Below are 26,358 nucleotides of genomic sequence, written 5' to 3'. Positions count from 1 at the left end.
TTAATCATGAATTTTATTTATGTCAATATTTACATAAATAAATTTACATATATTTTTTGTAAAAAAAGAAACAGATCTTAAATGATCTGCTCCAATGATTAGTTGCTATTTTTCTGAAAAGTATGCTTCAATTTTTTCTCCAGCCCACTCACACCAAGCCAGCTCTTCTTTACACAAACGAATTTTTCGTTCAATAATCAGTTCCCGTCCAAAATTTTTATGGCGTTCTGCTTGGTTCAAGTCGCTTAAGCTGTCTAAGACTTTGGAATACTCGCTTAGCTGCTCTTGAAAATACTGTTGACGTTCCATAATCAAAAATTTTGAAGTGTCTCGATCCAAGGCAGAGATCGTAAAGACCTTCGCCAAAAATTCATCCTTTTGAGAGGGAGCATGGCTTTTACTGAAGACCCATTCCTTTACTAACTCTTTGCCTGCGGGAGTAATATCATAGATTTTACGTTTACCGTCGGGAATATCGACGATCTCAATTAATTCCTGTTTTCGCAGCTCTTTTAAAGTAGGATAGATTTGACTATGATGGGCCTCCCAAAAAAGATTCAAGAAACGTTTTAATTCGTAACCGGTCAAGGGTGAGCGAATCAGCATCGCTAAAATTACATAACTAATGGTATTCATGATCGATCCTTTCTGCTAAGGATATTTTGCATTTTTTTATTTGTAGGAATTTCTCCGTATCCATTGTATCATTGTTTATTATTTTTGCTAATGCAACTAATCAAAAAGCGGTTTTTTCAGACTTTTGACGGATGTTTTTGTCGTTGGTTTTCGCTAAACTTATTTCTAGAGAGGAAGATCGTTATGAAAGTTTTGTTTGTATTTGATGACCGTCAGTATTCGAGCTTCTTTGTGTATGATTTGACCGGCGGTGTAAATAGTTTACTGCGGGTCTCACCAGAGATAAAAATTCAAAAGCTGACTTTAGGCGAATTATATACTCAAGTACCGATCGAAAAATTTTTAACTTATTTTTCGCTGGCTTTTTCAATAGAAGTAAAAAAATATTTGATTCTGAAAAAGTCGGATAGTCTTTTAGGAGTGGAAGAGGCTGGTTTGGAGGCAGATGGCAAAATGCCAGTGACCGTCTACAAAGAGTTCACTGCTTTGAAAAGCGGCCAAACGTTTCAAAAAGGCGAACAACGTCTGACTTTGGCAGAAATTGATGCGTATATCAGCTATCAAATTGATCAGGACGGTCGAATCGACGTTTTCGAGCGGCAGGAGGATATTATTCGCTTAATGAAACGTAAAACAGTGCGTCCGCGTTTGTCAGCGATCACGAATAATTATGGGATTGTTAAAGAATATTCCGGCAGTAATCTTAATTTAAAAGATATGCTGAAAATGGGAACGGGGTATTTAGCGAAGGGTAGTGCCCGTATGAATAAAATCAATGTGCCTGAAGTGGGCAGCTTTTCAATAGAAGGAAACTTTCCTTATCGCTTAGGTACGATCGATTGGGCAAAAAATGCGGTAAGGCTGCGGAAAGATCTTATTTGATAAGAGTTATTCACAGGTACAGCCAAATTGGTGTTTTTTTACAGTAGATTAGCCGCTTACAAAAAGGGAAAAGTGATTATGGCGGGCTTATTTAAGGTTTCACATTTGCGAAACTTTTTGCAAAAGGGCTCAAAAAGCGCTTGACAGAGGCATAAATTATTTGGCTCAAAAGATGTATTCGGGATGAATTTAAAAAATGGAAGGATTATTATGTTATGGACATTGATTATTGGCGCGTTGATTGGAGCCATCGGTGGTGGTATTTCCGGTCGAGGAAAACAAATGGGCTGCGTATTAAATATTATCGCTGGGTTAGCCGGTTCGTATATTGGACAAGCGATATTTGGTCACTGGGGGCCACATCTTGCAGGTATGGCGTTAGTCCCCTCTATTTTAGGCGCGGTCATTGTTGTAGCCGTAGCTTCCTTTTTTACCGGCAGACGGTAAAAAAATTTTTGTAGCATAGACTCTTTTCTTATTTACAAATAAATCATATTTCTTTATCCAAAAGATTGAAGCTTTAAGCTTCAATCTTTTTTTCTAATCGTGTTCGTTCAGCTTTTTGGAACTCTTTGCTATAATGGATAATGGGTGATAAGAATGATAAAACGAATTGAAAAATTGCGTGTATTGATGGAAAAAGCAATCATCGATGCTTACTTAGTTACCAGTCCAGCAAATCTTCGTTATTTGACGAATTTTACTGGCACGGCGGGCATGGCTTTGATTACATTAGAGCAAGCCTTCTTTATTACAGATTTTCGCTACATTGAACAAGCTAGCGAACAAATTCAAGGAATGACGATTATTCAGCATCAAGGGGATATCGTTAGTGAGTTGCTTAAGCTGATGGAAAGTGAATCAGTTAACGTGCTCGGCTTTGAAGATGCTGTAATGACTTATGCCGATTATTCGATCTTTGAAGAGGTGATCGATGCCGAGTTGGCACCTGCCAGCGGCCTGATTGAAAAACTGCGAGAGCAAAAAGATGATGGCGAGATCGCAATTATTGAGAAAGCTTGTGCGATTGCTGACGAAGGTTTCGATCATGTACTAAAAATGATTCGGCCGGGCATGACTGAGATTGAAGTAGCCAACCAACTTGATTTTTATATGCGGTCATTAGGTGCCAGTGGAACCTCTTTTGAGACGATCGTTGCTAGTGGTGCACGTTCAGCATTGCCTCATGGTGTGGCCAGTGAAAAGATGATTGAACAAGGAGATCTGATTACGCTTGATTTCGGTTGTGTTTATCAAGGGTATGTTTCTGATATCACACGGACCTTTGCAATCGGAGATCCAGGACAGCAGTTGAAGGATATCTACCAAATCGTTTTAGAAGCACAGAAAAAAGTTCTTGAAGTTGCACAAGCAGGTGTGACGGGTTCGCAGCTAGACGCGGTTGCTCGCGATTTCATTAGCGAAGCTGGATACGGGGAAGCCTTTGGCCATTCCACCGGTCACGGGATCGGAATGGAGATCCATGAAGGACCGAATATCAGCCGTTCCAATGATGAACCATTAATGGAAGGCAATGTTATTACCGATGAACCGGGCATTTATTTAGCTGGCTTAGGTGGGGTACGGATCGAGGATGATCTAGTGATTTTAGCAGAAGGTAATCGAATTTTAACGCAATCGCCAAAGGAGCTCATCATTTTGTAGGAGTCCTTGAGTAGTGGTAGCGTTAGTAAACAAGAAATGATAAACTAGAACCAAATCTGAAAAGATGGGGTATCAATCAATGTGTCTGTTTTCTTTGCCTTGCAAGAAAACGAACAGATGTAACAAGGCTTGGAATTATTTTGTAACACTTTACCAAAGTAATTACCTTGCAATGAATTAGGGGGAAGTATCATGATTTCAGTAAACGATTTTAAAACTGGCTTGACGATCGAGGTGGACGGCGGCATTTGGCGCGTAGTCGATTTTCAACATGTGAAGCCGGGGAAAGGTGCAGCCTTCGTTCGTTCAAAATTAAAAAATCTACGTACGGGTGCGGTTCAAGAAAAAACCTTCCGTGCCGGTGAAAAAGTTGCAAAAGCACAGATTGATAATAATAAAATGCAATATCTCTATGATGACGGCGACAACTATGTTTTCATGGATATGCAAAGCTATGAACAAATCGAAATGCCAAAACAACAAATTGCGGATGAAATGCGCTATGTTTTAGAAAATACTGAGTTGACCGTCATCATGTATGGCAACGAAGTTTTAGGGGTTGAACTACCAAATACAGTAGTGCTAGAAGTCGCTGAAACAGAACCAAATATTAAAGGCGATACATCATCAGGCGGATCAAAACCTGCTGTAATGGAAACTGGCTTAACTGTCAACGTGCCATTTTTCGTCAATCAAGGTGATAAATTAATCGTGAATACACAAGACGGCAGCTACGTTTCACGAGCCTAAACTAAGATACGACAGGAACATCAGAATTATTTTTCCTGAAAGAAAAAATAAGTACATTTGACCGAATAAGGATGTCAGTCCAACCTTTTACAGTATCTAAAAGCAAACGAGAAATCGAAAAATCATCAACGAGATAAGAATAATGAAGTTTAGTTGGATAATATACGGCATGAGAATCAGACTTATTTTTTCTGAAAGAAAAAATAAATACAATTGACCGAATAAGGATGTCAGTCCAACTTTTTGCAGTATCTAAAGCAATGAGGAATCGAAAAATCATCAGCGAGACAAGACTACTGAAGTTTAGTTGGATGATATACGGCATGAGAATCAGACTTATTTTTTCTGAAAGAAAAAATAAATACATTTGACCGAATAAGGAGAGAGTACAATGACAGATGAAAAAAATTTAGTTTTAGGCGAAAGTCCTGAGCTTGGAGAAATTATCATTGCACCTGAAGTGATCGAAGTCATCATCGGGATCGCTGCTTCTAAAGTTGACGGCGTCTATGGGATGCGCGGCTCTTTAGCTAGTAACGTGACTGAACTACTTGGAAAATCCGCTCACGGCAAAGGCGTCTATCTTAAAAATGATGAAGATGGCTTGAAGGTCGATATCTATTCTTATTTTGACTATGGCACTTCCGTACCAAAAGTGGCAATGGCAATGCAAGAACGGGTAAAACAACAAGTCTTGTTTATGACGGACATTGCATTAACTGAAGTAAATATCCATGTAGTCGGTGTCGTAGCAGAGAAGATGGAACAACCGACACTAGAAGAACTATTTAATGATGAAGAGGAAAATAATGAATAAAGAATTATCACGTCATGAAATTCGGGAAAAGGCGCTGCAAGCTTTGTTTCCGTTGGATTTTAATCAGGATTTAACTAAAAAGGACGCCATCAATCATGCCTTGAGCATTGATCAACAAGAATTTGTCAGTGAGGATGAAGAGGAATTCGTGCCTGTTTATCTGGATGATTTAGTTGGCGGAGTCGTGGAACACCAAGCAGAGCTAGATGGAATTATCCAAAAACATTTACGTTCGAACTGGTCGATTCAACGAATTGCAAAAATGGATTTGATTATCTTACGACTAGGGATCTATGAGATGCTATACAATACTCAAGTACCCAATCGAGTTGTTTTAAACGAAGCAATCGAATTAGCCAAAACTTTCAGTGATGACCAATCAAGAAAGTTCGTCAATGGAATCTTATCTAATGTAATGAAAGAGATCGATGAAGCTGGGGCAAATAGCTAATAAAGCTATTTTTCCCAGCTTCATTTAAACTATCCGAAAAAGCGAGGGAATAGAGTGGCACAACTTATCAATGGAAAAGAATTAGCGGAGAAGCTGCAGCAAAATACGGCAAAAGAAGTCGAAGCTTTGAATGCGCAAGGAATTCAGCCTGGCTTGGTTGTTTTGCTGGTCGGTGAAAACGCCGCTAGTCAAATCTATGTTAGAAACAAAGAACGAGCAGCGAAGAAAACTGGCATTCATTCTGCGGTGATGCGTTATCCAGAAACGATTACGGAAGAAGCGTTGATTAAAGAAATCGAACATTTCAATCGCTCAGAGGAGTTTCATGGTATTTTGGTGCAATTGCCTTTACCGGATCATATCAATGAAGAAAAGGTTCTATTAGCCATCGATCCACTGAAGGACGTTGACGGTTTCCATCCGATGAATATGGGACGACTTTTTGCGGGCATGCCTCACACGATTCCTTGTACCCCCTATGGCATCATGAAAATGTTTGAAGAATATGATATTCCTTTAGCTGGCAAGCAAGCCGTCGTAATCGGTCGCAGCAATATCGTTGGTAAACCGATGGCGATCTTACTTTTAGGCGCGGATGCAACGGTTACGTTAACTCATTCTAAAACGGAAGATTTGGCGAAAGTTGCAAGTAAAGCTGATATTCTAGTTGTAGCGATCGGCAGAGGACATTTTGTAACGAAAGAATTTATTAAGCCTGGTGCTGTCGTGATCGATGTTGGAATGAATCGCAATGAAGACGGAAAATTGATTGGTGACGTAAAATTTGATGAAGTAGAGCCAATCGCAGGTTACATCACGCCAGTTCCTGGTGGTGTCGGTCCAATGACGATCACGATGTTGCTGCAGCAAACTGTTGAATGCTGTAGACGTCAAGTAGTGGATCACGAATAGCAAAGAGGTGTTTACATGACGCAAGAGTATTTGACCGTCAGTGCTTTAAATAAATATATTAAACGAAAATTCGACGTCGACCCTTATTTAGAGCGGGTCTATTTGACTGGAGAAATTTCCAATTTCCGCATGCGGCCCAATAATCACCAATACTTCAGCCTAAAAGATGAGCGTTCCAAAATCAACGCCATCATGTTTAAAGGGGCGTTTCAAAAATTAAAATTCACGCCTAAAGAAGGCATGAAAGTATTAGTGGTTGGTCGGGTAGCGTTATACGAAGCCAGCGGAATGTATCAAATCTATATCGATCATATGGAACCTGATGGCGTCGGCGCCCTATATCAAGCTTTAGCCGAATTGCGAGAAAAACTAGATAAAGAGGGGCTTTTCTCACTGCCTAAAAAGCCACTCCCACGTTACCCAAAACGCATCGCGGTGATCACCAGTCCCAGCGGCGCGGTAATTCGCGATATTATTACCACCGTCAAGCGGCGTTATCCAATTGCTCAGCTCGTTTTATTTCCAACGTTAGTACAAGGAGATAAAGCAGCGGCGGATATTGTAAAAAACATCAAACAAGCCGAGACGCTGGATTTTGATACGATGATTATTGGTCGTGGTGGCGGCTCAATCGAGGATTTATGGCCCTTTAATGAAGAGGTGGTCGCTCGGGCGATCGCGGATTCACCAATTCCGATAATTTCATCGGTGGGACACGAGACCGATACGACGATCGCTGATTTAGTCGCGGATGTTCGGGCGGCCACTCCTACGGCGGCGGCAGAATTAGCGGTCCCTGTCTTGTCGGAAGAAATCTTACGAATTAAAGAAAAACAAGCCCGCTTAGAGCAAGCCTTCTTGCACCAGCTGCAACGGAAAAAGGAACGTTTCGAACGACTGCAGCAGTCGTATATTTTTAGGCAGCCCAATCGTTTGTATGAAGCGCAAAGTGTTCAACTCGATCGCTTGACCCAGCAGCTGCAGCAAAATATGACTGTTTTAGTCAATCAGCGTGAGCGTGAATTGATGCAATACAGCAATCGTTTGGCGCAAGCAAACCCTATTAATCGGGTCAAACAAGCCCAGCAGCAAATGACATATTTACAAGAGCGGTTGCAACAACAGATGCAGAGCTATTTAGACAATCAACAGCGTCGATTGCAGCAAGCAATCACGTCATTGGACTTATTAAGCCCTTTGAAAACGATGGGCCGGGGTTTTACTTATACGACACAAGAGGATCAGGTGATTCGTTCGGTGAAGGACTTGCAAGAAAAAGAAATGACGGTTCATTTTGTTGATGGGACGGTTAAAGCCGCTGTCTTAGAAATCAATGCGGTGAATGAAGGAGAAGAATGATGGAAAATACGACTTTTGAAGAATCAATCGCGCAATTAGAAACAATCGTGACCCAACTTGAACGGGGCGATGTTCCCTTAGAAGAAGCTTTAGAAGCTTTTCAAAAAGGAATGGTCTTAAGCAAACAGTGCCAAGATACTTTAACAAAAGCGGAAAAAACCTTAACGAAAATGATGAGTGAAGAGGAAGAAGTACCTTTTAGCGGTGAGGAGGAAGCCTAATGTTGCAAGAGCTTTCTGCTAAAGAACTGCCGAAAGTCGAAAAAGAGATCACTGACTTCCTCAATACCAGTTCCGCTAATGATGAATTGAAAAAGAGTATGCTGTATTCTGTCGAAGCCGGCGGTAAACGGATTCGGCCTTTGATTGTCTTGGCAACGATGCGTGCTTTTAAGAAAGAACTGTCTGCACCGGTTTATCAAACGGCGGGAGCACTTGAAATGATTCATACATATTCGTTGATCCATGACGATTTGCCGGCGATGGATGATGATGATTTGCGACGAGGGAAGCCTACCAATCATAAAATCTATGGTGAAGCGTTGGCGATTTTAGCCGGTGATGGACTATTGACCGGCGCGTTTCAGTTAATCAGTGAAACGACCTTAGCGCCGGCTGAAAATGTACTGCTGATCCAGCTGTTAGCTAAAGCCGCGGGAATCGGTGGTATGGTTGCTGGACAGGCTGGGGATATGGCAGCTGAGAAACAGCAGGTATCTTTGGAGCAATTAAAAACAATTCATCGCGGCAAGACGGGGGCGCTGTTAACCTATGCCTTTGTGGCTGGCGGGATTTTGGCACAGCAAACAGAATATGTGATTGAGCTATTGGAAAAGCTTGGTGATCACATTGGCTTGGCCTTCCAAATCCGTGATGATTTGTTAGATGTTGTAGGGACAACAGAAGAGTTAGGCAAACAAGTCGGACAGGATCAAAAATCAGAGAAGAGTACCTATCCAGGATTACTTGGTCTTGAGGGAGCAAAGCAAGCTTTAGCCACTGAATTGGCGCAATCAGAAAAAACGGTTCAACAGCTTGCCGAAGCGACTGAATTCCAACCTGAAGTATTTGAAGAATTACTTACGCTTTTTAAGTTATAAGCTTTCAATAAATGAAACGGACTTAAAGCGATTCCCTTAGGATGAATAAGGAGCAATAACATGAAAAAAGAACGTGTCGATGTTTTAGCTTTCAATCAAGGTCTTTTTGAAACTAGAGAAAAGGCTAAACGTGGTGTAATGGCTGGTTTAGTCTATGACCAAAAAAATGAACGGCTAGACAAACCGGGAGAAAAAATCGCGATTGAAACCGTACTGCAGCTCAAAGGGCAACGCTTGGCGTATGTTTCTCGTGGCGGGTTGAAATTAGAAAAGGCGTTAAAAGAATTCGATGTAGCCATCAAGAACAAAATTTTATTGGATATTGGCTCATCAACCGGCGGCTTTACTGACGTCGCACTACAAAATGGCGCGACCATGAGTTACGCTCTCGACGTTGGCTACAATCAGTTGGCTTGGAAACTTCGTCAAGATGAACGGGTCGTTGTGATGGAACGGACCAATTTTCGCTATTCTAAGCTAGAAGATTTCCAGCAAGGACAACCGGACTTTGCAACGATTGATGTTTCCTTTATTTCTTTGAAGCTGATTTTACCGCCGCTTCATGAAATCTTAACCAATAATGGTGATGTGGTGGCATTGATCAAACCGCAATTTGAAGCGGGAAAAGAATATGTCGGCAAAAAAGGGATTATTAAAGATCCCAAGACCCATTTGATGGTTTTAGAAGAAATTACCAGCTTTGCAACTGCTCATGGATTTGATGTTGCGGAATTGACTTTTTCACCGATTACCGGCGGCGAGGGAAATATTGAGTTTTTGGCTCATTTAAAAAAAGTTCCAGCGACTGGTCAATTAAATCAATCCATCGATCTAGCAACAGTAGTAGCAGAAGCCCATCAACAGCTGGATAAATAATTATTTTCGGAGGGAAACGGATGCGAAAGCAAGAGCGGCATCGAATCATTACGCAATTGTTAAATGAATACGATGTAAAAAAACAAGAAGACTTCGTGATGATTCTTGCGCAACAGGGAGTTACCGTGACGCAAGCGACGATCTCGCGGGATATTAAAGAAATGAAGTTGATCAAAGTTCCGGCGCAAAATGGCGGCTATCGCTATAGCCTGCCGAAACAAGAGCAAGAGGACGTCAATGAAAAATTAACGGACTTATTAAAAGAAGCTGTCCTTTCTGTTGATCAAATGGAAAAATTTATTAATGTGAAAACTTTACCGGGAAATGCCTCAGCTTCTGCAAATTTGCTAGAAAAGCAATTCTCAAAGGTGCTGTTTACTACATTGAATGATGATGACAGCATTCTAATGATCGCTCGGACAGAAGAAGACGCAAAAAGGATCCAGCAAGAAATTGCTGAAAAAAGCCAGAGTGGCAATTAGATAAAAGGTCTTAATGGGAATAGGAGTGTAAAAATGTTACAGGAATTGACAATCAAAAATTTTGCGATTATTTCTTCGTTGCATTTAGGTTTTACCGATGGAATGACCGCGTTAACTGGTGAAACCGGCGCAGGAAAATCGATTATTATTGATGCCGTTAGTTTGCTGGCTGGCGCCCGTTCGTCCATTGAATACATTCGACAAGGCAGTGAAAAATGTTTGGTAGAGGGGTTGTTTGATCTCCCTAGGCAGCGAGAGTTCCAAGTGTTAATGGAGGAATTAGGAATTGAAGTGGACGAAGCCGGCTTGATCGTTCAACGGGATTTGAATGTCTCTGGTAAGAGTATTTCCCGGGTAAATGGTCGAATTGTTACATTAGCCAATTTACGGCGCATCGGACAATTTCTAGTGGATATCCAAGGTCAGAATGATCATCAAGAACTGATGCATCCAGAATCACATTTGCGTTTGCTGGACAGCTTTGGAGATGCGCCTTTCCAAGCAATCAAACGAGATTATCAAGCGGCCTATCAAAGCTATCAGACCTTAGCCAATCAAGTCAAAAAATTCAAACAAAATGAGCAATCCTTTGTCCAACGGATCGATATGCTGACCTTTCAGCAAGAAGAGATCGGGAATGCCGAACTAACACTTGGCGAGGAAGAAAAGTTGATGGAGGAACGAGAAAAGCTGACGAATTATCAAAAAATCGTGGACAGCCTTTCTTACAGTTATCAGGCCATGACGAATGAAGAAACTAGTCCCCTCGATGCGATTGGTTCCGCCAGTCAAGAGCTGCAAACGATCGCTTCCTTAGACAAAGACTATGAAACGATATCTGACAATGTTCATAGCGCCTACTATTTATTGCAAGACGCAGTTAGTGAGATTGGTAGGCAGTTGGACCTCTTGGAATTAGATGAAGAACGGTTGGATTTAGTCAACGAGCGGCTGGAGTTGATCCATCAATTGAAACGAAAGTATGGAGAGTCGATTGCAACGATTCTTAGCTACTACGATCAGATCAGTCAAGAATTATTAGACTCTGATTTTTCAGGTGATAAGCTAGAAAAGTTAGAAAATGAGTTGCGTGCAAAAGAAGAGAAGTTGCAGAGCTTAGCGAAACAATTACGACGAGCGCGTAAAGAAATGTCCAAAAAATTGGAAAACGCGATTCAGCATGAGCTGAAAGATTTGTACATGGAAAATGCTCGCTTTGAGGTGGCTTTTAAGGAAAGTAATTATACCTACGATGGCTTTGATGAAGTCGAATTTTATATTACAACGAATCCTGGGGAACCATTGAAACCATTAGTCAAAGTCGCTTCTGGCGGAGAAATTTCACGAGTGATGTTAGCTCTTAAAACGATTTTTTCAAAAACGCAAGGATTGACCAGTATCGTTTTTGATGAAGTAGACACTGGTGTGAGTGGACGCGTCGCTCAGGCGATCGCCGATAAAATTTATCAGATCGGAAAAAATTCACAGGCATTATGTATTACACATTTGCCGCAAGTCGCTGCCAAAGCAGACCATCAATTATTTATCCGTAAAGAAATCGTCAAAGGTCGGACACTGACAAAAGTGGAAGAGCTGACCGAAAACGAGCGAACAGAAGAAATTGCTCGAATGTTAGCAGGAACCGAAATTACAGACTTAACGGTAGAACACGCAAAAGAATTATTACAATTGGCAAAAAAATAGCCGGAGCAGCTGCTCCGGCTATTTTTGTATTCCAACTGAAACGAAGGTCGTTTGTCAATTTTTTACATGATACTAATCAAGCTACTTAAAATTAATGAGCCAATTGTTAATATTAACATAGTCCAAATAACGACTTTAGTTACTTTAGAAAATGTGCTAGTGGATTTCTTGTTATTCATGCTGTCACCATCCTCATAAAAATCTCAAATTCATCATACTCTTTTTTTTAAAACTCCGCAATTATTCGGAAAAAACTTTTAAAAAATACTAAAAAATCTTTTCGCGACTATATCACGAATTCAATTGTTAAAACTTGCTAAATCCTTTATATTTTAAATGAAATGAAACACGAATGTAACGATAATGCAGTATAGTTAGGGTAATAGTTTTTGATAGGAAGGACTGTAGTTGTTGGCAGCATTTTCACCAGTTATTTTGTTATGGTACATTTTTCCGTTAATAGTTTTTTTAGCGTCGGATTATATTGTAACAACTTTTAAACTAAAACAGCGATTCAATTTGAGGACACCGGATATTACCGTACCATTTTTAATCGTCGGAATGCACGAAATATCTAAAAGTATTAGCACGTTCTCTATTTTACCATATTTTTTATTAACCATATTGTTATTGGGAATAAGCGTAGTGGTTTTTCAAGCCTATCGCTATCGCGAAATAATGTATGGACGTTTCTTTAAAATGTTTTGGCGTCTAACGTTTTTGCTCTCGGTTTTGATGTATTTGATTTTAATCCTGGTCAGTATTATTTATGCGTTATAAAATAAAAAAACTATAAAAAAACTCCTGATTAGTCCCTTGGACCTTGATTAGATAATATGGTTAAAAAAGGTCAATAAAGTGTTATTTTTGTTTTTTACAAAATGTGGTAGATTGTGGGGGATTGTGGTAGACTAAACTCATGCGGTGGGAAAAAGGGGGAAGTCTACATGTTCATGGGTGAATTTCAGCATAATATTGATGCAAAAGGACGTTTGATCGTTCCTTCGAAATTACGTGAACAGCTAGGCGAGAAATTCGTCGTTACCCGCGGCATGGATGGCTGTCTGTTTGGTTATCCCTTAGCCGAGTGGAACCAGTTAGAAACAAAATTGAACGAAATGCCTCTTTCAAAAAAAGATGCGCGTACCTTCGTTCGCTTTTTCTACTCCGCAGCTACCGAATGCGAGATTGATAAACAGGGACGTATTAATATTCCCGTTTCTTTACGCAGTCATGCTTCGCTTGAAAAAGAATGTGTGATTATCGGTGTAGCAAATCGAATTGAAATTTGGGATCAGACTCGCTGGAATGACTTTACTAAAGAAACAGAAGCGAGTTTTGATGATATAGCAGAAACAATGGTAGATTTTGGATTTTAGAGAAGAGGATTAGTAATGACAGACTTTCAACATACGACCGTTTTGCTTCATGAGACTGTCGATGGTTTAGCAATCAAACCAAACGGTGTTTATGTTGATTGTACATTAGGCGGTGCTGGACACAGCGAGTATCTATTGAGCCAATTAGGTAAAGCAGGACACCTTTATGCGTTTGATCAAGATCAAAAAGCAATCGACAATGCTAAAATCCGCTTAGCAAAATATGTGGAACAAAACCAAGTGACTTTCGTCAAAGCGAATTTCAGAGAGCTTACTACTGAAATGAACCGTTTGGGCGTAACAGAAGTCGATGGTATTTTATATGACCTTGGTGTGTCTTCTCCTCAATTGGATGAAGCAGAGCGCGGCTTTAGTTACCACCAAGACGCTCCGCTGGATATGCGAATGGATCAAACAGCGCCACTGAGTGCGTATCAAGTAGTCAATGACTATTCTTACCACGAATTAGTAAAGATATTTTTCCGTTATGGTGAGGAAAAATTTTCGAAACAAATCGCGCGCTTGATTGAACGCAAGCGGGCCGATGAACCGATCAAAACGACTGGTGAATTGGTAGATTTGATCAAAGAAGCGATCCCCGCTCCTGCCAGACGAAAAGGCGGTCACCCAGCTAAACGGGTATTCCAAGCCATTCGAATTGCGGTCAACGATGAGCTAGGCGCCATTGAAAGCTCGTTGGAACAAGCAATCGAGTTATTGGCGCTTAATGGTAGAGTCAGTGTTATTACCTTCCACTCTTTAGAGGATCGAATTGTAAAAACGATGTATAAAGAATTCAGCACACCAAAGGATATGCCTCCGGGATTGCCAGTTGTGCCGGAAGAATTCCAACCAGTATTGAAATTAGTCAATCGAAAACCAATTATTCCTTCAGATGAGGAATTACAAGATAATAATCGTGCGAGAAGCGCTAAATTACGGATCGCGGAGAAAGTGAAGAAAGGATGGGGAGTATGGCAGAATTAAAAAAGCAACAATATGATCAATTTGATTACCCTCAAGAAGAGATTCATCAAACGCCAGACTCTTTCCAAGTCTTTGTTTCACCCGGAGATCGTCTAAAGAAAATCACCCGGATTGAGAAGGTCGCTGTTTTAGCTTTCTTAGTTATGTTGATTGGCTTATCAATCGTAATGGTGAATTATCGCAATGAAATCAGCAAGACACAAAATGACATTACTAGTATTCAAACAGATATAGATGGAAAAGAAAAGACAGCGACTCAATTGCAACAAGAAAAGAGCGAATTATCACGTTCTGATCGTTTGAAAGAAGTTGCTGAGAAAGCTGGACTTTCAATCAATGATGCAAATTTAAGGAAAGTGAAGTAAATGCGTTTTAAAAGGCTAAAAAGAAAAATCCGAAAAAAGAATTTGACTCCGATGAACAATCGCAAAAAAGTAGGTGTTGTTTTGTTTGCTACGAGTATTGGATTGTTCTTTTTGTTTGCCGTTCGCATGATCTATGTGGTGGCAGGCGGTCATGTAGCAGGCACCTCATTAAAAGTAAAGACCGAAGAACTCTATCGAGGAGAAGATGTTGTCAAAGCGAAACGGGGAACAATCTATGACCGTAATGGCGAAGTAATCGCCGAGGACGCCACTTCCTATTCTGTTTATGCGATTCTGTCAGAAAGTTATGTTTCTGGGAAAGAAAAGCTTTACGCGCAAGAAAAGGATTTTGATGAGTTGGCTTCGATCTTACATAACAATTTGGATATTAAAGAAAAGACTGCTTTGAAAACATTAAAAAGCGGCGTAAACAGTGACGGAACAAGTAAATACTATCAAGTCGAATTTGGAAATAAAGGAAAGAACATCTCTGAAGAAACGAAACAAAATATGGAAGATGCCATGAAAAAGGCTAAAGTGAAGGGACTGTACTTTACTGAACATACGGATCGGATGTATCCGAATGGTAATTTTGCTTCTCATTTCATTGGATATGCTCAACCTGATAAAAAGGAAGAACTTGTTGGGATGATGGGCGTTGAAGCTGCTTATGATGATGTGCTGAAAGGCAAAAATGGAAAAATTGTATATCAAAAGGATGAAAACCAACGACCAATCCCTGGCAGTGTAGCCGAGGAGAAAAAGGCAGTCGATGGGGAAGATATTTATACAACCCTCGACGGCGGACTACAAAGCTATTTGGAAACATTAATGGATAAAGTCAATGCTGAGGCCAAGCCGAAAGAACTGACCGCGACTTTGATGCAAGCGAAGACTGGAGATATCTTGGCGATGTCTCAACGGCCAACGTTCAATCCTGAAACTAAAGAAGGATTAGGCGAAGAGGACGCCTGGCAGAATTTCTTAGTCGAGACCAATTATGAACCAGGTTCGACGATGAAGGTCTTTACGACTTCAGCTGCTGTGAATGAAGGTGTTTTTGATGAAAATGAAAGCTACTTATCTGGGAAAATCCAAGTAGCGGATGCCACCATTAATGACTGGGATTTAGGAAAAAAAGGCGTTTTAACGATGCGTCAAGCTCTTTCTTGGTCAAGTAATGTCGGAATGGTCAAGCTTGAAGAAAAATTAGGCGACAAATGGCCTGAGTATGTGAAACGGTTTGGCTTTGGACAAAGTACTTACTCTGGTTTGCCTGGCGAATCTAAAGGCACATTGCCAACATCAAATATCGTCGACCAGGCGATGAGTTCTTATGGTCAGGCTATTGGGGTGACAAATTTCCAAATGATGCGGGGCTTTACTGCCGTTGCAAACGATGGAAAAATGCTGCAACCTCATTATATTGAAAAAGTTTCTAATCCAAATACGAATAAAGAAATCATCACGAAACCGGAAATAGTAGGTGAGCCTATCACAGCGGAGACTGCGCAAAAGGTTCGTGAATACATGCGAGATACGATCGAAAGTGAGAACTATGGATCAGCCTATGATCAATACAAAGTTCCAGGCTATCATATTTCGGCTAAAACAGGTACGGCTCAGATTGCAGAAAATGGTCGCTACTTAACGGGAGATACAAACTATATCTACTCGATTGCGCTGATGCTGCCATCAGAAGATCCTGAATACATTTTGTATCTGACAATGAAGCAACCACAACATTATTCAGCCGGCGTGCTGGGAGAAATTGCAAACCCATTGTTAAGTCGTGCAATGGAATTTCAAAATAATGAATCGGATTCCGCGGATGAAGAAAATGATACAGAAGTAACGGTTGAGGATTACCGTAATCTAGCTACTTCAAAAGCTGCTGCTGATGCGAATAAGCGTGGGTTGACAGCGGTGGTTGTAGGTGATGGTGATGAAGTAACAAAACAATCGGCCAAGCCTGGCGAAAAAGTCATGGCAAATGAGCATTTGATCCTATTAACAGATGGTAAGAAAGAGATGCCGGATGTTCGTGGATGGTCAAAGGCAGATATATTAAAATTAACAAACCTACTAGATATCGATGTCAGCTTCAAAGGTGAGGGCTATTGTACAAAACAAAGCATTGCCCCCTTTGCAGATATATCGAAAAAGAAATTGAAAATTACCTTAGGTTAGGACTGGAGAGAAAAAAATGGAACCGGCACAATATTTTATTGCTTTTGCCAGTAGTTTTGCTATTACTGTTGCAGGCATGCCATTCATTATTGGTTATTTTAGAATGAGAAAGCAAGGACAAGAGATTCGCGATGAAGGGCCTAAATGGCACAATTCAAAAGCGGGAACACCAACGATGGGCGGTTTAGGATTTTTGGCCGCTGCCGTGATTACTTCTATCTGGTTCAGCCTTTGGCAACAACAAATGACAACGTCGTTATTGATACTAGTTTTCGTCTTGTTGCTGTATGGAATCATCGGCTTTTTAGATGATTACATTAAATTAGCAAAAAAACAAAATGAAGGTTTAACTTCAAAGCAAAAATTTATCGCCCAAGTCGTTGTGGCCATTATTTTTTACGTGGTCTATCGCATGGAGGGTTATCCGAATACGCTGAATTTCTTTGGCATTGAATTGCCACTGAGTATTTTTTATGGAGTATTCATCATTTTCTGGTTGGTTGGTTTTTCAAATGCCGTGAATCTAACGGACGGAATTGATGGCTTAGTTTCAGGACTAGGAACAATTTCTTTTGCGACCTATGGATTGATTGCTTGGAAGCAGCAACAGTACGAGGTTTTAATTGTTTGCTTAGCTGTTATGGGTGGATTAGTCGGTTTCTTCCCATATAATAAAAAGCCGGCCAAAATTTTTATGGGTGATGTTGGTTCGTTAGCTCTAGGGGGCTTACTCGCGGCTATCTCGGTCGTCTTGCATCAAGAGTGGACCTTACTATTGGTTGGTTTAGTTTATATATTCGAAACAGCAAGCGTGATTATTCAAGTCACTTCCTTTAAAATGACTGGTAAGCGGGTATTTAAAATGTCTCCGCTACATCATCATTTTGAGATGTCTGGCTGGTCGGAATGGAAAGTAGACACGGTCTTTTGGTCAATCGGACTAGTCGCGTCCATCATTGTGTTATTGATAGTACTGTAGGAGATGACTAAGAAATGAAGCAAATTAAACAATATGAAAACGAAAAAGTTTTAGTTTTAGGATTAGCCAAGAGTGGATTTAGTGCGGCCAAGTTATTGAATGACTTGGGCGCACTTGTTACCGTCAACGACGGAAAACCTTTTGAAGAAAATCCTGAAGCCCAAGGTTTATTGGAACAAGGTGTACGAGTTATTACTGGGCATCATCCGATTGAATTATTAGATGAGGATTTTTCACTGATGGTAAAAAACCCCGGTATCCCGTATGACAATCCTCTAGTTGCCAAAGCGGAAGAATTACAGATCCCAATTTTGACTGAAGTAGAGTTAGCGTATCAAATTGCCGAATGTCCGATTATTGGGATCACTGGAACAAACGGCAAGACAACTACGACCACTATGATTGGACTTTTATTAAATCAGGAACGTTCGGCTGGAAAGGCATTACTTGCTGGGAACATTGGTTTTCCCGCTAGTGAAGTAGCGATGCAGGCAAGTGCTGAGGATGATATCGTGATGGAATTGTCAAGCTTCCAGTTGATGGGTGTCGAAGAGTTCAAGCCGCAAATCGCGGTGATCACAAATATTTATGAAGCACATTTGGATTACCATAAGACCCGTGAGAATTACGTCGCAGCGAAGTGGGCGATCCAAGCGAATATGACCGCCGAAGATTTTCTCGTCTTAAACTGGAACTCTGAGGAATTGCAAACAATGAGCAAACAAACCAAGGCCCAAGTAGTTCCTTTTTCTACCAAAGAAAAATTGTTGAATGGCGCGTATTTATTTGATGGCGATTTATACTATCAAGCAGAAAATATTATGCCTGCCGCTGAATTAGGCGTACCAGGCGCTCATAATGTTGAAAATGCTTTAGCAGCGATTGTCGTTGCTAAATTAAAGGGTGTCTCAAATGAAAGCATCCGTTCCGCATTAAGCAATTTCCACGGTGTTCCTCATCGGACGCAATATGTGGACACGATTAATGGCCGGAAATTCTACAACGATTCAAAAGCAACAAATGCCTTAGCAACAGAAATGGCGTTAAGCGGTTTTGATAATGAAAACCTGATTCTCTTGGCTGGTGGATTAGATCGTGGGAATGATTTTGATGAATTGATTCCAGCTTTTGAAGGAATCAAGGCCATTTTGTTATTTGGTGAAACCAAGGAAAAATTAGCTGATACAGCAAAACGTGCGGGGATCCAAACAATTATTAAGACAGCTAACGTTGAAACGGCCGTACCTCTAGCTTATGAGCAAAGCGAAGCAGGGGATAGCATCTTACTTTCTCCAGCAAATGCTAGCTGGGATCAATATCCTAGTTTTGAGATTCGTGGAGACAAGTTTATGCACGCGGTGAAACAATTAGAAAAGTAGGGAAGTAGTAATGAGAATACTTGTGACAGGCGGCGGAACCGGCGGACATATTTATCCGGCTTTAGCGTTTATCCGCTACGTACAAAAAATCCAACCTGATTCAGAATTTTTATATGTCGGAACACATCGTGGATTGGAGAATAAAATTGTGCCTGAAACAGGCATCTCTTTTAAAACTATTAAAATTCAAGGCTTTAAACGGAAGCTTTCCATGGAGAACGTGAAAACTGTTCAATTATTCCTTGAAAGTATCAAGCGTTCAAAAGAAATCTTGCGCGACTTCAAACCAGACGTGGTGATCGGAACGGGAGGCTATGTTTCGGGATCAGTGGTTTATGCCGCTGCTCGTATGAAGATTCCTACGATCGTTCATGAACAAAACAGTGTACCAGGAATCACAAATAAATTCTTGAGTCGTTTTGCGGATCGAGTAGGTATTTGTTTTCCTGATGCAGCACAGTATTTTCCCGAAAAGAAAACGGTCTTAGTGGGGAATCCACGAGCACAAGAAGTGATGACTAGCGGTAAGTCGGATGTGTTAGAACAATATGGCTTATTAACCGATATTCCGACGGTATTAATTTTTGGCGGTAGCCAAGGTGCTTTGAAAATCAATCAAGCGGTCATTCAAGCCTTGCCGCAATTCGCCCAAAAAGAATATCAAGTATTGTATGCCTCCGGAGAACGTTATTATAACGAACTATCCGGGAAAGTTGATGTGAAAAAAATCAATTGTAATTTGTCACTACAGCCGTATATTAAAAATATGACAGACGTTATGGCGAATGTTGATTTATTGATCGGTCGGGCAGGTGCCACATCAATTGCTGAATTTACTGCCTTAGGTCTGCCGGCAATTTTGATTCCTAGTCCTTATGTGACCAATGATCATCAAACGAAAAATGCGCAAAGCTTAGTGAAAGCCGGAGCAGTCAAAATGATCTCCGATGCTGAGTTAACGGGTGATAATTTGGTTGAATCCGTGGATCAGATCATGGGGGACCCTGAGCTGAAAGAACGCATGGCCAGAGCTTCAAGGCAAGAAGGAATTCCCGATGCAGCAGAACGTCTCTGGTCATTGGTAAATGAAATTGTAAAATAACTTTTGGAGGTGAGAACCATTAGTCGTGAAGAGTTTCCAGAGGAAGAAAAAGAAGAGCGGCCCAAGCAAGAAAATTTAACACCCTGGCAGCTGGCCAATATCGAATACTTAAAACAAAAAGCGCTTGAAAAGGGTGAACCTGAGTCAGAGCCTGTTGAAGAATCGGAATCGGTACTTGACGACGATGGTGAGCCAGCGGAAGAAACTATCCAGACAGAGCCAGATTCTGAAAAGTCAGAGAAAGAGTTGCTAGTAGAGGAAGAAGCAGTGAAAGAGGTTCCCATTGGTCCTAAAAATGGCTCCTTTTTGGATCGCTTGCCTAATATTAAGCATGAACGAAATCAACGACTACTGCGGCGCTCCACGATCTTAATTGGCTTATTTTCTATTCCAGCACTGTTATTATTGTATTACATTTCTCCATTGGGAAAACTTGGCGGAGTTAGTGTTGAAGGCAACCAAAGAATTTCAGCGGAAGCCATAGAAAAAGAACTGAATTTTTCGGTAGGAGACAATCTTTGGTCACAATATTTTGATCGCCAAGATAATATAAAAAATTTAAAAAAACAAGAGTTACAGATTGAAGACGCCAGTGTCCAGTTTAAAGGATTCAATCATTTTGAAGTGAAGGTGAAGGAATACCCAGAAGTTGCTTACATAGATAATGATGGCAAATATTCTCCCGTTATTTCAAATGGCAAGATTATTCCCATTGAAGTGGCTAAAGGGAATGGTGATTTGCCAATTTTAGAGAGCTTCACCAGTTCAAAAAGAATCTTAAGTGTCTTGGAGCAATATAAGAAATTATCCGGTGAAGTGAAGCAAGGCATATCGCAAATAAAATACGCTCCAACGGATGAAAACAAAGAGCTGTTGGAAATTTTCATGAATGATGGCAATAAAGTATTAGTCAGCATTCACGATATGGGGACTAAAATGCAGTATTATCCACAAATTGCGAAAGAAATGAGCGCCAAAGAAATGAAAGGCGTAGTGGATATGGAAGCTGGAATTTATAGTTATCCTTACGCGGAAAATTCTACTAGCGAAGAAGCGATCCAAAACTCCACAGATCAATCTGAAACACCTGCTGGAAATGATTAAATTTATTACAAGAAAATGTTGAATCTTCTTTTTCATTCCAGGTAAAATGTGGTAAAATTGAAGGCAGTGAATTACTTGCAAAAAATTATATTTCATGCTTAACAGTAAGTTAAATTTTTAAATCTGAATAAAGCATTTATTTGAAAATAGGAGGGAATCCCATTCATGGCAAAAGCAGGAATGTATGTAGGCCTTGATATCGGGACAACATCGATAAAAGTTGTTGTCGCCGAATACATCGATAGCCAAATGAATATTATTGGTGTTGGAAACGCAAAATCAGAAGGAATCAATCGTGGGATTATCGTAGACATCGATAAAACAGTACAGGCGATTCAACGAGCAGTGAAACAGGCCGAGGAAAAAGCTGGGATTCAGATCAAAAGCGTCAGCGTGGGATTACCTGCCAATTTATTAGAAGTTGAGCCTTGTCAGGGCATGATCGCTGTAAACAATGAGTCAAAAGAAATTATGGATGATGATGTTCGGAATGTTGCTTCAGCAGCAATGGTTCGCTCCGTTCCTCCTGAAAGACAGATCGTTGCTTTACTTCCTCAAGAGTTTACTGTTGATGGTTTTGAAGGCATCAAAGATCCACGAGGCATGATCGGTGTTCGTCTTGAAATGTTTGGCCTAGTCTTTACTGGACCTAAGACAATCATTCACAACATCACGAAATGTGTTGAAAAAGCAGGACTGACTGTTGCTGAAACAGTGATTACTTCTTTAGCACTAACAGAATCTACGTTATCGGATGGAGAAAAAGACTTTGGTACAATTGTCATTGACATGGGCGGCGGTCAAACAACGACGGCGGTTATGCATGACAAGCAATTGAAATTTACCCATGTTGATCAAGAAGGTGGAGAATTTGTTACTAAAGATATTTCCATCGTCTTAAATACATCATTCAATAATGCAGAAGCGTTAAAAATTAATTATGGGGATGCTTATCCAAGTCGTACCTCAGCTGATGAAGAGTTCCCAGTAGATGTGATTGGAAAAACTGATCCGATTAAAGTTGATGAACGCTACTTAGCTGAAATCATTGAAGCTCGACTGGAGCAAATCTTCCGTAAAGCGAAAGAATCACTTGATGAGATCGAAGCACTTGATTTACCAGGTGGAATCGTTTTAACTGGTGGAGCAGCTAGCTTACCAGGTGTTGTTGACTTAGCAGAAGATATTTTTGGAACCACAGTTAAGCTGCATGTACCAAATCAAATGGGATTGAGAAATCCAGTATTTACTAACGTAATCAGCATCGTGAACTATTCAGCTGAATTGAGTGATGTCTATCATTTAGCAAAATCAGCTGTAACTGGTGAAAAGGTTTCGTTATCGGCTGCGCCGCAAACGAATGCTGTTTCAACAACACCTGTTTATGATGACTACGACGCTTCTAATGATTACGAAGAAGAAACAAAACCTAAGAATGATGAAAAAGTAACTGGGAAGATTAAAGACTTCTTCTCAAATATTTTTGATTAATTTGCAGAGTATTATTTGTACTGAAAATCAAGCGGATATTTCTGATGGAAAATAAATCCATTAATTACGAAGTAGGAGGAAATAGAAAACATGGAATTCTCAATAGATAACAATATTAACGAAGGTGCAGTTATTAAAGTTATCGGTGTTGGCGGCGGCGGTGGCAATGCTATCAACCGAATGATCGAAGAAAACGTCAAAGGCGTTGAATTCATCGCTTCAAACACTGATGTTCAAGCTCTTAAAAATTCTAAAGCTGAAACAGTTATTCAATTAGGCCCTAAATACACTCGTGGCTTAGGTGCCGGTTCACAACCAGAAGTTGGTCAAAAATCAGCTGAGGAAAGTGAACAAGCGATTCGCGATGCTTTAGAAGGTGCAGATATGGTCTTCATTACAGCCGGTATGGGCGGCGGAACGGGTACTGGAGCTGCTCCAATCGTAGCGAAAATCGCAAAAGACCTTGGTGCTTTAACAGTCGGCGTTGTTACACGACCATTCAGCTTTGAAGGACCAAAACGTGGACGTTTCGCAGCTGAAGGTATTTCAGCTTTGAAAGAAAATGTTGATACATTGTTGATCATCTCAAACAACCGTCTATTAGAAGTTGTTGACAAGAAGACGCCAATGCTTGAAGCATTCCGTGAAGCAGATAATGTTTTACGTCAAGGGGTTCAAGGTATTTCAGACTTGATTACTGCTCCTGGTTACGTAAACTTGGACTTTGCTGATGTGAAGACTGTCATGGCTAATCAAGGAACAGCCTTGATGGGTATCGGTGTTGCTAGCGGCGAAGATCGTGTCGTTGAAGCAACTAAGAAAGCAATCTCTTCTCCATTACTTGAAACATCTATTGATGGGGCTGAACAAGTATTGTTGAATATTACTGGCGGATTGGACATGACCTTATTCGAAGCTCAAGATGCTTCTGATATTGTTGCGAATGCAGCAACTGGTGATGTAAATATTATCTTAGGTACATCGATCAGCGAAGAACTAGGCGATGAAATTCGCGTGACAGTAATTGCGACAGGAATTGATCCAACAAAAAAGGAGCGTAAGGCTACGCGCAATTCACAACGTGAACGCGCTAGTCAAATCCAGTCAGTTCCACAAAAACAAAATTTAGATATTGAACCTGCAAGAAACAACGAAGGTCAATCTGCCTTTGGCGAATGGGATATTCGTAAAGAAGAAAACATCCGTCCTAAAGTTGAAGAAACACAATTTGATAATATCGAAAAGAAAGAATTTGAAACGTTTAATCGTGAAGAAGTAAAACCTGAAAAAGACGAAGAACTAGACACACCACCATTCTTTCGCCGTAGAAAATAAAAGGGGGAGAGCACATGATCGCTGAAAACTTGCATAGAATCCAGCAAGAGATTCAGGAGTCGTGTGCTCTTGTTTCACGTAACCCACAGGATATTACTATGGTTGCAGTGACCAAGAGTGTCGACTCTACCGAAGCAAATGAACTTGTTGAACTAGGTGTCAGAAATTTAGCCGAGAATCGAGTAGACAAATTACTTGAGAAAAAGCAAAGTCTTTCACAAAAGCAGCACATCAAATGGCATCTTATTGGCAATTTACAGCGCCGCAAGGTAAAATTAATTATCAATGAAATTGATTGCTTTCATGCATTAGACAGTTTACGTTTGGCACAAGAAATTCAAAAGCGCGCCGAACATCAAATAGATTGTTTTATTGAAGTAAATGTTTCCGGGGAAGAATCAAAGCACGGCATTTCGCCAAAAGAGCTTTTTTCTTTCATTAAAGAACTAGAGGGATTGGATAAGGTTCATGTGATCGGATTGATGACAATGGCACCTTATGTCGCGAATGAATCAGAGGTTCGTGCAGTCTTTTCTGAATTGAGACAGCTCCAAGAAAGCGTGAGAGATTTAAACTTGCAGTATGCGCCTTGTACAGAATTAAGTATGGGAATGAGCCAAGACTTCAAAACGGCAATTGAAGAAGGTGCTACGTTTGTACGGATCGGAACGGCACTATTTAAGAAAGGTTAGGTAAAGTTAATGGGAATTAGTCTAGCAAGAATCACTGATTTTTTTGGTTTAGCAGATGATGATATGTACGAAGAGGCAGCTCCTGCACCAAAGAAGCAGGTTAGTCGCCCACAGCAACAAACACCAAGAAGTACACCAATGAAAAAGGAACGTGTAAAACCACGTCCTACCTATCAGCAAAAAGAAGAGCGCCCCAGAGAGAGAGTTCAGCCGACTGCACCAGCTACCAATCGGAGAGCTGAAACGGTTGCCAAAATGGCTGAAAGCACACCAAAGAAAAATGATAACGTTGTTTCTATGCCAAGTAATAATAGAACTCAGCGTTTTGCACCAAAGGTTGAAGAAAAAAGCAAAAGCCGAATCTCAGTGGTAGAACCTAGAGCTTATTCTGAAGCAATGACGATCGCAAGACGTGTTGGTCAAGGGGAAGTTGTCTTAATTAATTTCCAATCCCTTGATGAAATGAAAGCTCGTCGGGTGGTTGACTTTTTGACAGGTGCGGTGTTTATGATCGACGGTGACATCAAACGTGTTGGAAATGAAATGTTCTTGTGTACACCGACGAATATAGAGATTGATAATTCTACATTAAGTTCGATTGTTGATGAAGATATTTTTGGATTAGAAATGTAAAGGAGCCGCTTAGTTGGAATTACTTATTACACTTTTTAGTATTTTGAATCGCTTGGTTTATTTTTATTCGATTCTCTTAGTGGTTTATGCGTTAATGTCTTGGTTTCCAGGGGCGTATCAGTCCAAACTGGGCCAATTATTAGGAAGAATCTGTGAGCCTTTTCTTAATTTGTTTCGGCGTTTGCCGCTGCAATTTGGCGGAATCGATTTTTCAATCATGGCAGCAATTCTCGCATTAAATTTTTTTATGGAGGTTTTAAGAAAAATTCTGATCAATATTATTTATTAAGGAGGTGGCAAAATGAATGCGAATGTCTATCAGCATTTTAGACAAGAGGAACATGCATTTATTGACAGTGTTGGCGATTGGTTAGAACAAGTTGAAAGCCAGTACGCTCCTTATTTGACGAATTTTTTAGACCCTCGGCAAGCGTATATTTTGGAAACCTTAGTTCGTGAAACAAGTGAGCTGAAGTTTTCGTTTTATGGCGGATATGAACGTGCGGAGCGTTGTCGGTGTTTGATTTATCCGGATTACTTTGAACCGCAAACCGATGATTTTGAACTGGTTATGATTGAGATCAAATATCCGCAAAAATTTACGGATCTTTCTCATGGAAAGATTCTAGGAACTTTAATGAGTGCTGGAATCAAACGAGATTATTTTGGCGATATTATTTCAAACGGAGAGCGATGGCAAATTTTTTTGGCGAAGGATTCGGCCAGCTATATCGTAAATCAAGTGACAAAGATCGGTCGCGTAACCGTTCATTTAGAAGAACGCCCTTATACGGATATTATTATTCCAAAAGATAGTTGGCTGGAAGAAGTTACTACAGCTAGTTCTTTAAGGCTAGACGTTATTATCTCAACAGTCTATAACATTTCCCGTCAACGCTCGAAGCAACTGGTGGAAGCGGGGAAAGTCAAGGTCAATTGGTCTGTAAATGAACGACCAGATTATTTGTTAGATTTATTGGACGTTGTTTCTGTTCGTGGATTTGGACGAATTCAGATACAAGGAATCGAAGGAAAAACAAAGAAAGAAAAAATCCGTTTGCGTTTAGGCGTATTACGAAAATAATTATT

At 40.4% G+C, this 26,358-nt stretch carries 30 protein-coding genes; 28 read left to right on the top strand and 2 right to left on the bottom strand.

What is annotated here, in order from left to right; all coding sequences use genetic code 11:
• Positions 1-105: 105 nt before the first annotated feature.
• Entirely contained in the window at positions 106-636 is a 531-nt protein-coding gene (locus IGI54_RS08695) for a PadR family transcriptional regulator (RefSeq protein ID WP_216428417.1), read from the bottom strand.
• Positions 637-819: 183 nt separating this feature from the next.
• Here IGI54_RS08695 and IGI54_RS08690 point away from each other — a divergent pair, with 183 nt between their 5' ends.
• The 13 genes from IGI54_RS08690 (at position 820) to recN (ending at position 11,633) form a co-directional block, all read left to right on the top strand.
• Entirely contained in the window at positions 820-1,518 is a 699-nt protein-coding gene (locus tag IGI54_RS08690; RefSeq protein WP_430620468.1) for a hypothetical protein, read from the top strand.
• A gap of 204 nt (positions 1,519-1,722) precedes the next feature.
• Entirely contained in the window at positions 1,723-1,965 is a 243-nt protein-coding gene (locus IGI54_RS08685) for a GlsB/YeaQ/YmgE family stress response membrane protein (protein WP_169818922.1), read from the top strand.
• A 153-nt stretch (positions 1,966-2,118) separates the two neighbouring features.
• Entirely contained in the window at positions 2,119-3,183 is a 1,065-nt protein-coding gene (locus IGI54_RS08680) for a M24 family metallopeptidase (RefSeq protein WP_430620467.1), read from the top strand.
• A 192-nt stretch (positions 3,184-3,375) separates the two neighbouring features.
• On the top strand, positions 3,376-3,933 hold the full coding sequence (gene efp / locus IGI54_RS08675) for an elongation factor P (RefSeq protein ID WP_071860856.1): 558 nt from the start codon (positions 3,376-3,378) through the stop codon (positions 3,931-3,933).
• Positions 3,934-4,324: 391 nt separating this feature from the next.
• Complete coding sequence (locus IGI54_RS08670; protein WP_071860857.1) at positions 4,325-4,750, top strand: Asp23/Gls24 family envelope stress response protein; 426 nt, start codon at positions 4,325-4,327, stop codon at positions 4,748-4,750.
• Positions 4,743-5,201 (top strand): transcription antitermination factor NusB, encoded by a 459-nt coding sequence (nusB, locus tag IGI54_RS08665; protein WP_071860858.1) that lies wholly within the window; start codon positions 4,743-4,745, stop codon positions 5,199-5,201. Before IGI54_RS08670 ends, nusB begins: the two co-directional genes overlap by 8 nt.
• A 54-nt stretch (positions 5,202-5,255) precedes the next feature.
• Positions 5,256-6,113, top strand: coding sequence for a bifunctional methylenetetrahydrofolate dehydrogenase/methenyltetrahydrofolate cyclohydrolase (locus tag IGI54_RS08660; RefSeq protein WP_430620466.1), 858 nt, complete (start codon positions 5,256-5,258; stop codon positions 6,111-6,113).
• 15 nt (positions 6,114-6,128) lie between these two features.
• On the top strand, positions 6,129-7,472 hold the full coding sequence (gene xseA, locus IGI54_RS08655; protein ID WP_071860860.1) for an exodeoxyribonuclease VII large subunit: 1,344 nt from the start codon (positions 6,129-6,131) through the stop codon (positions 7,470-7,472).
• The gene (locus tag IGI54_RS08650; protein WP_071860861.1) at positions 7,472-7,693 is read left to right on the top strand and encodes an exodeoxyribonuclease VII small subunit; all 222 of its coding nucleotides are present in this window, start codon (positions 7,472-7,474) and stop codon (positions 7,691-7,693) included. Before xseA ends, IGI54_RS08650 begins: the two co-directional genes overlap by 1 nt.
• Positions 7,693-8,571, top strand: coding sequence for a polyprenyl synthetase family protein (locus IGI54_RS08645; RefSeq protein WP_430620465.1), 879 nt, complete (start codon positions 7,693-7,695; stop codon positions 8,569-8,571). Before IGI54_RS08650 ends, IGI54_RS08645 begins: the two co-directional genes overlap by 1 nt.
• Before the next feature lie 60 nt (positions 8,572-8,631).
• Positions 8,632-9,447: a TlyA family RNA methyltransferase gene (locus tag IGI54_RS08640; protein WP_313629926.1), complete on the top strand. Its 816-nt coding sequence runs from the start codon at positions 8,632-8,634 to the stop codon at positions 9,445-9,447.
• A gap of 20 nt (positions 9,448-9,467) precedes the next feature.
• Positions 9,468-9,929: an arginine repressor gene (locus IGI54_RS08635; protein WP_216428428.1), complete on the top strand. Its 462-nt coding sequence runs from the start codon at positions 9,468-9,470 to the stop codon at positions 9,927-9,929.
• 33 nt (positions 9,930-9,962) lie between these two features.
• The gene (gene recN / locus IGI54_RS08630) at positions 9,963-11,633 is read left to right on the top strand and encodes a DNA repair protein RecN (protein ID WP_430620464.1); all 1,671 of its coding nucleotides are present in this window, start codon (positions 9,963-9,965) and stop codon (positions 11,631-11,633) included.
• Between the two features lie 62 nt (positions 11,634-11,695).
• Here recN and IGI54_RS08625 read toward each other — a convergent pair whose 3' ends face one another.
• Entirely contained in the window at positions 11,696-11,812 is a 117-nt protein-coding gene (locus IGI54_RS08625) for a DUF4044 domain-containing protein (protein ID WP_071860866.1), read from the bottom strand.
• Positions 11,813-12,041: 229 nt separating this feature from the next.
• Between IGI54_RS08625 and IGI54_RS08620 the strand changes: the two genes are divergently transcribed.
• From IGI54_RS08620 to IGI54_RS08550, 15 genes are all read left to right on the top strand, one after another.
• Positions 12,042-12,413, top strand: coding sequence for a DUF3397 domain-containing protein (locus IGI54_RS08620; protein ID WP_137612682.1), 372 nt, complete (start codon positions 12,042-12,044; stop codon positions 12,411-12,413).
• Positions 12,414-12,580: 167 nt separating this feature from the next.
• Positions 12,581-13,012 carry a division/cell wall cluster transcriptional repressor MraZ gene (mraZ, locus tag IGI54_RS08615; RefSeq protein WP_430620463.1) on the top strand — a complete coding sequence of 144 codons (432 nt, stop codon included), beginning with the start codon at positions 12,581-12,583 and terminating at the stop codon, positions 13,010-13,012.
• Positions 13,013-13,027: 15 nt separating this feature from the next.
• Entirely contained in the window at positions 13,028-13,999 is a 972-nt protein-coding gene (gene rsmH / locus IGI54_RS08610; RefSeq protein ID WP_430620462.1) for a 16S rRNA (cytosine(1402)-N(4))-methyltransferase RsmH, read from the top strand.
• Complete coding sequence (gene ftsL, locus IGI54_RS08605; protein ID WP_071860870.1) at positions 13,987-14,364, top strand: cell division protein FtsL; 378 nt, start codon at positions 13,987-13,989, stop codon at positions 14,362-14,364. Before rsmH ends, ftsL begins: the two co-directional genes overlap by 13 nt.
• Positions 14,365-16,554 carry a penicillin-binding transpeptidase domain-containing protein gene (locus tag IGI54_RS08600; RefSeq protein ID WP_430620461.1) on the top strand — a complete coding sequence of 730 codons (2,190 nt, stop codon included), beginning with the start codon at positions 14,365-14,367 and terminating at the stop codon, positions 16,552-16,554.
• 16 nt (positions 16,555-16,570) lie between these two features.
• On the top strand, positions 16,571-17,533 hold the full coding sequence (gene mraY, locus IGI54_RS08595) for a phospho-N-acetylmuramoyl-pentapeptide-transferase (RefSeq protein ID WP_071860872.1): 963 nt from the start codon (positions 16,571-16,573) through the stop codon (positions 17,531-17,533).
• A gap of 14 nt (positions 17,534-17,547) precedes the next feature.
• Positions 17,548-18,912, top strand: a complete 1,365-nt coding sequence (murD, locus tag IGI54_RS08590) for a UDP-N-acetylmuramoyl-L-alanine--D-glutamate ligase (RefSeq protein ID WP_430620460.1) — start codon at positions 17,548-17,550, stop codon at positions 18,910-18,912.
• 10 nt (positions 18,913-18,922) lie between these two features.
• Positions 18,923-20,014, top strand: coding sequence for an undecaprenyldiphospho-muramoylpentapeptide beta-N-acetylglucosaminyltransferase (gene murG, locus IGI54_RS08585; RefSeq protein WP_430620459.1), 1,092 nt, complete (start codon positions 18,923-18,925; stop codon positions 20,012-20,014).
• 3 nt (positions 20,015-20,017) lie between these two features.
• Positions 20,018-21,118, top strand: coding sequence for a cell division protein FtsQ/DivIB (locus tag IGI54_RS08580; RefSeq protein WP_430620458.1), 1,101 nt, complete (start codon positions 20,018-20,020; stop codon positions 21,116-21,118).
• A 165-nt stretch (positions 21,119-21,283) separates the two neighbouring features.
• Entirely contained in the window at positions 21,284-22,609 is a 1,326-nt protein-coding gene (gene ftsA / locus IGI54_RS08575) for a cell division protein FtsA (protein WP_071860875.1), read from the top strand.
• A gap of 90 nt (positions 22,610-22,699) precedes the next feature.
• A complete protein-coding gene (gene ftsZ / locus IGI54_RS08570; protein ID WP_430620457.1) occupies positions 22,700-23,944 on the top strand; it encodes a cell division protein FtsZ in 1,245 nt (414 codons plus the stop codon).
• A 14-nt stretch (positions 23,945-23,958) separates the two neighbouring features.
• The gene (locus tag IGI54_RS08565; RefSeq protein ID WP_430620456.1) at positions 23,959-24,636 is read left to right on the top strand and encodes a YggS family pyridoxal phosphate-dependent enzyme; all 678 of its coding nucleotides are present in this window, start codon (positions 23,959-23,961) and stop codon (positions 24,634-24,636) included.
• Positions 24,637-24,645: 9 nt separating this feature from the next.
• Positions 24,646-25,269, top strand: a complete 624-nt coding sequence (locus IGI54_RS08560; RefSeq protein WP_430620455.1) for a cell division protein SepF — start codon at positions 24,646-24,648, stop codon at positions 25,267-25,269.
• 13 nt (positions 25,270-25,282) lie between these two features.
• Complete coding sequence (locus tag IGI54_RS08555) at positions 25,283-25,558, top strand: YggT family protein (protein ID WP_084133202.1); 276 nt, start codon at positions 25,283-25,285, stop codon at positions 25,556-25,558.
• 12 nt (positions 25,559-25,570) lie between these two features.
• Positions 25,571-26,353 carry an RNA-binding protein gene (locus tag IGI54_RS08550; RefSeq protein WP_071860879.1) on the top strand — a complete coding sequence of 261 codons (783 nt, stop codon included), beginning with the start codon at positions 25,571-25,573 and terminating at the stop codon, positions 26,351-26,353.
• Positions 26,354-26,358 lie beyond the last annotated feature (5 nt).

This window comes from Enterococcus sp. DIV0800, assembly GCF_050559735.1.
In the GTDB taxonomy this organism is placed as follows: Bacteria; Bacillota; Bacilli; order Lactobacillales; family Enterococcaceae; genus Enterococcus_A; species Enterococcus_A devriesei.
This window is presented reverse-complemented; position numbering and strand designations above follow the sequence as displayed.

What these genes read in the sequence shown, in the direction of transcription:
- IGI54_RS08695 (WP_216428417.1), bottom strand. Translation starts at nt 636, where the DNA reads ATGAATACCATTAGTTATGTAATTTTAGCGATGCTGATTCGCTCACCC.
- IGI54_RS08690 (WP_430620468.1), top strand. Translation starts at nt 820, where the DNA reads ATGAAAGTTTTGTTTGTATTTGATGACCGTCAGTATTCGAGCTTCTTT.
- IGI54_RS08680 (WP_430620467.1), top strand. Translation starts at nt 2,119, where the DNA reads ATGATAAAACGAATTGAAAAATTGCGTGTATTGATGGAAAAAGCAATC.
- efp (WP_071860856.1), top strand. Translation starts at nt 3,376, where the DNA reads ATGATTTCAGTAAACGATTTTAAAACTGGCTTGACGATCGAGGTGGAC.
- IGI54_RS08670 (WP_071860857.1), top strand. Translation starts at nt 4,325, where the DNA reads ATGACAGATGAAAAAAATTTAGTTTTAGGCGAAAGTCCTGAGCTTGGA.
- nusB (WP_071860858.1), top strand. Translation starts at nt 4,743, where the DNA reads ATGAATAAAGAATTATCACGTCATGAAATTCGGGAAAAGGCGCTGCAA.
- xseA (WP_071860860.1), top strand. Translation starts at nt 6,129, where the DNA reads ATGACGCAAGAGTATTTGACCGTCAGTGCTTTAAATAAATATATTAAA.
- IGI54_RS08650 (WP_071860861.1), top strand. Translation starts at nt 7,472, where the DNA reads ATGGAAAATACGACTTTTGAAGAATCAATCGCGCAATTAGAAACAATC.
- IGI54_RS08645 (WP_430620465.1), top strand. Translation starts at nt 7,693, where the DNA reads ATGTTGCAAGAGCTTTCTGCTAAAGAACTGCCGAAAGTCGAAAAAGAG.
- IGI54_RS08640 (WP_313629926.1), top strand. Translation starts at nt 8,632, where the DNA reads ATGAAAAAAGAACGTGTCGATGTTTTAGCTTTCAATCAAGGTCTTTTT.
- IGI54_RS08635 (WP_216428428.1), top strand. Translation starts at nt 9,468, where the DNA reads ATGCGAAAGCAAGAGCGGCATCGAATCATTACGCAATTGTTAAATGAA.
- recN (WP_430620464.1), top strand. Translation starts at nt 9,963, where the DNA reads ATGTTACAGGAATTGACAATCAAAAATTTTGCGATTATTTCTTCGTTG.
- IGI54_RS08625 (WP_071860866.1), bottom strand. Translation starts at nt 11,812, where the DNA reads ATGAATAACAAGAAATCCACTAGCACATTTTCTAAAGTAACTAAAGTC.
- mraZ (WP_430620463.1), top strand. Translation starts at nt 12,581, where the DNA reads ATGTTCATGGGTGAATTTCAGCATAATATTGATGCAAAAGGACGTTTG.
- rsmH (WP_430620462.1), top strand. Translation starts at nt 13,028, where the DNA reads ATGACAGACTTTCAACATACGACCGTTTTGCTTCATGAGACTGTCGAT.
- ftsL (WP_071860870.1), top strand. Translation starts at nt 13,987, where the DNA reads ATGGCAGAATTAAAAAAGCAACAATATGATCAATTTGATTACCCTCAA.
- IGI54_RS08600 (WP_430620461.1), top strand. Translation starts at nt 14,365, where the DNA reads ATGCGTTTTAAAAGGCTAAAAAGAAAAATCCGAAAAAAGAATTTGACT.
- mraY (WP_071860872.1), top strand. Translation starts at nt 16,571, where the DNA reads ATGGAACCGGCACAATATTTTATTGCTTTTGCCAGTAGTTTTGCTATT.
- murD (WP_430620460.1), top strand. Translation starts at nt 17,548, where the DNA reads ATGAAGCAAATTAAACAATATGAAAACGAAAAAGTTTTAGTTTTAGGA.
- murG (WP_430620459.1), top strand. Translation starts at nt 18,923, where the DNA reads ATGAGAATACTTGTGACAGGCGGCGGAACCGGCGGACATATTTATCCG.
- ftsA (WP_071860875.1), top strand. Translation starts at nt 21,284, where the DNA reads ATGGCAAAAGCAGGAATGTATGTAGGCCTTGATATCGGGACAACATCG.
- ftsZ (WP_430620457.1), top strand. Translation starts at nt 22,700, where the DNA reads ATGGAATTCTCAATAGATAACAATATTAACGAAGGTGCAGTTATTAAA.
- IGI54_RS08565 (WP_430620456.1), top strand. Translation starts at nt 23,959, where the DNA reads ATGATCGCTGAAAACTTGCATAGAATCCAGCAAGAGATTCAGGAGTCG.
- IGI54_RS08560 (WP_430620455.1), top strand. Translation starts at nt 24,646, where the DNA reads ATGGGAATTAGTCTAGCAAGAATCACTGATTTTTTTGGTTTAGCAGAT.
- IGI54_RS08550 (WP_071860879.1), top strand. Translation starts at nt 25,571, where the DNA reads ATGAATGCGAATGTCTATCAGCATTTTAGACAAGAGGAACATGCATTT.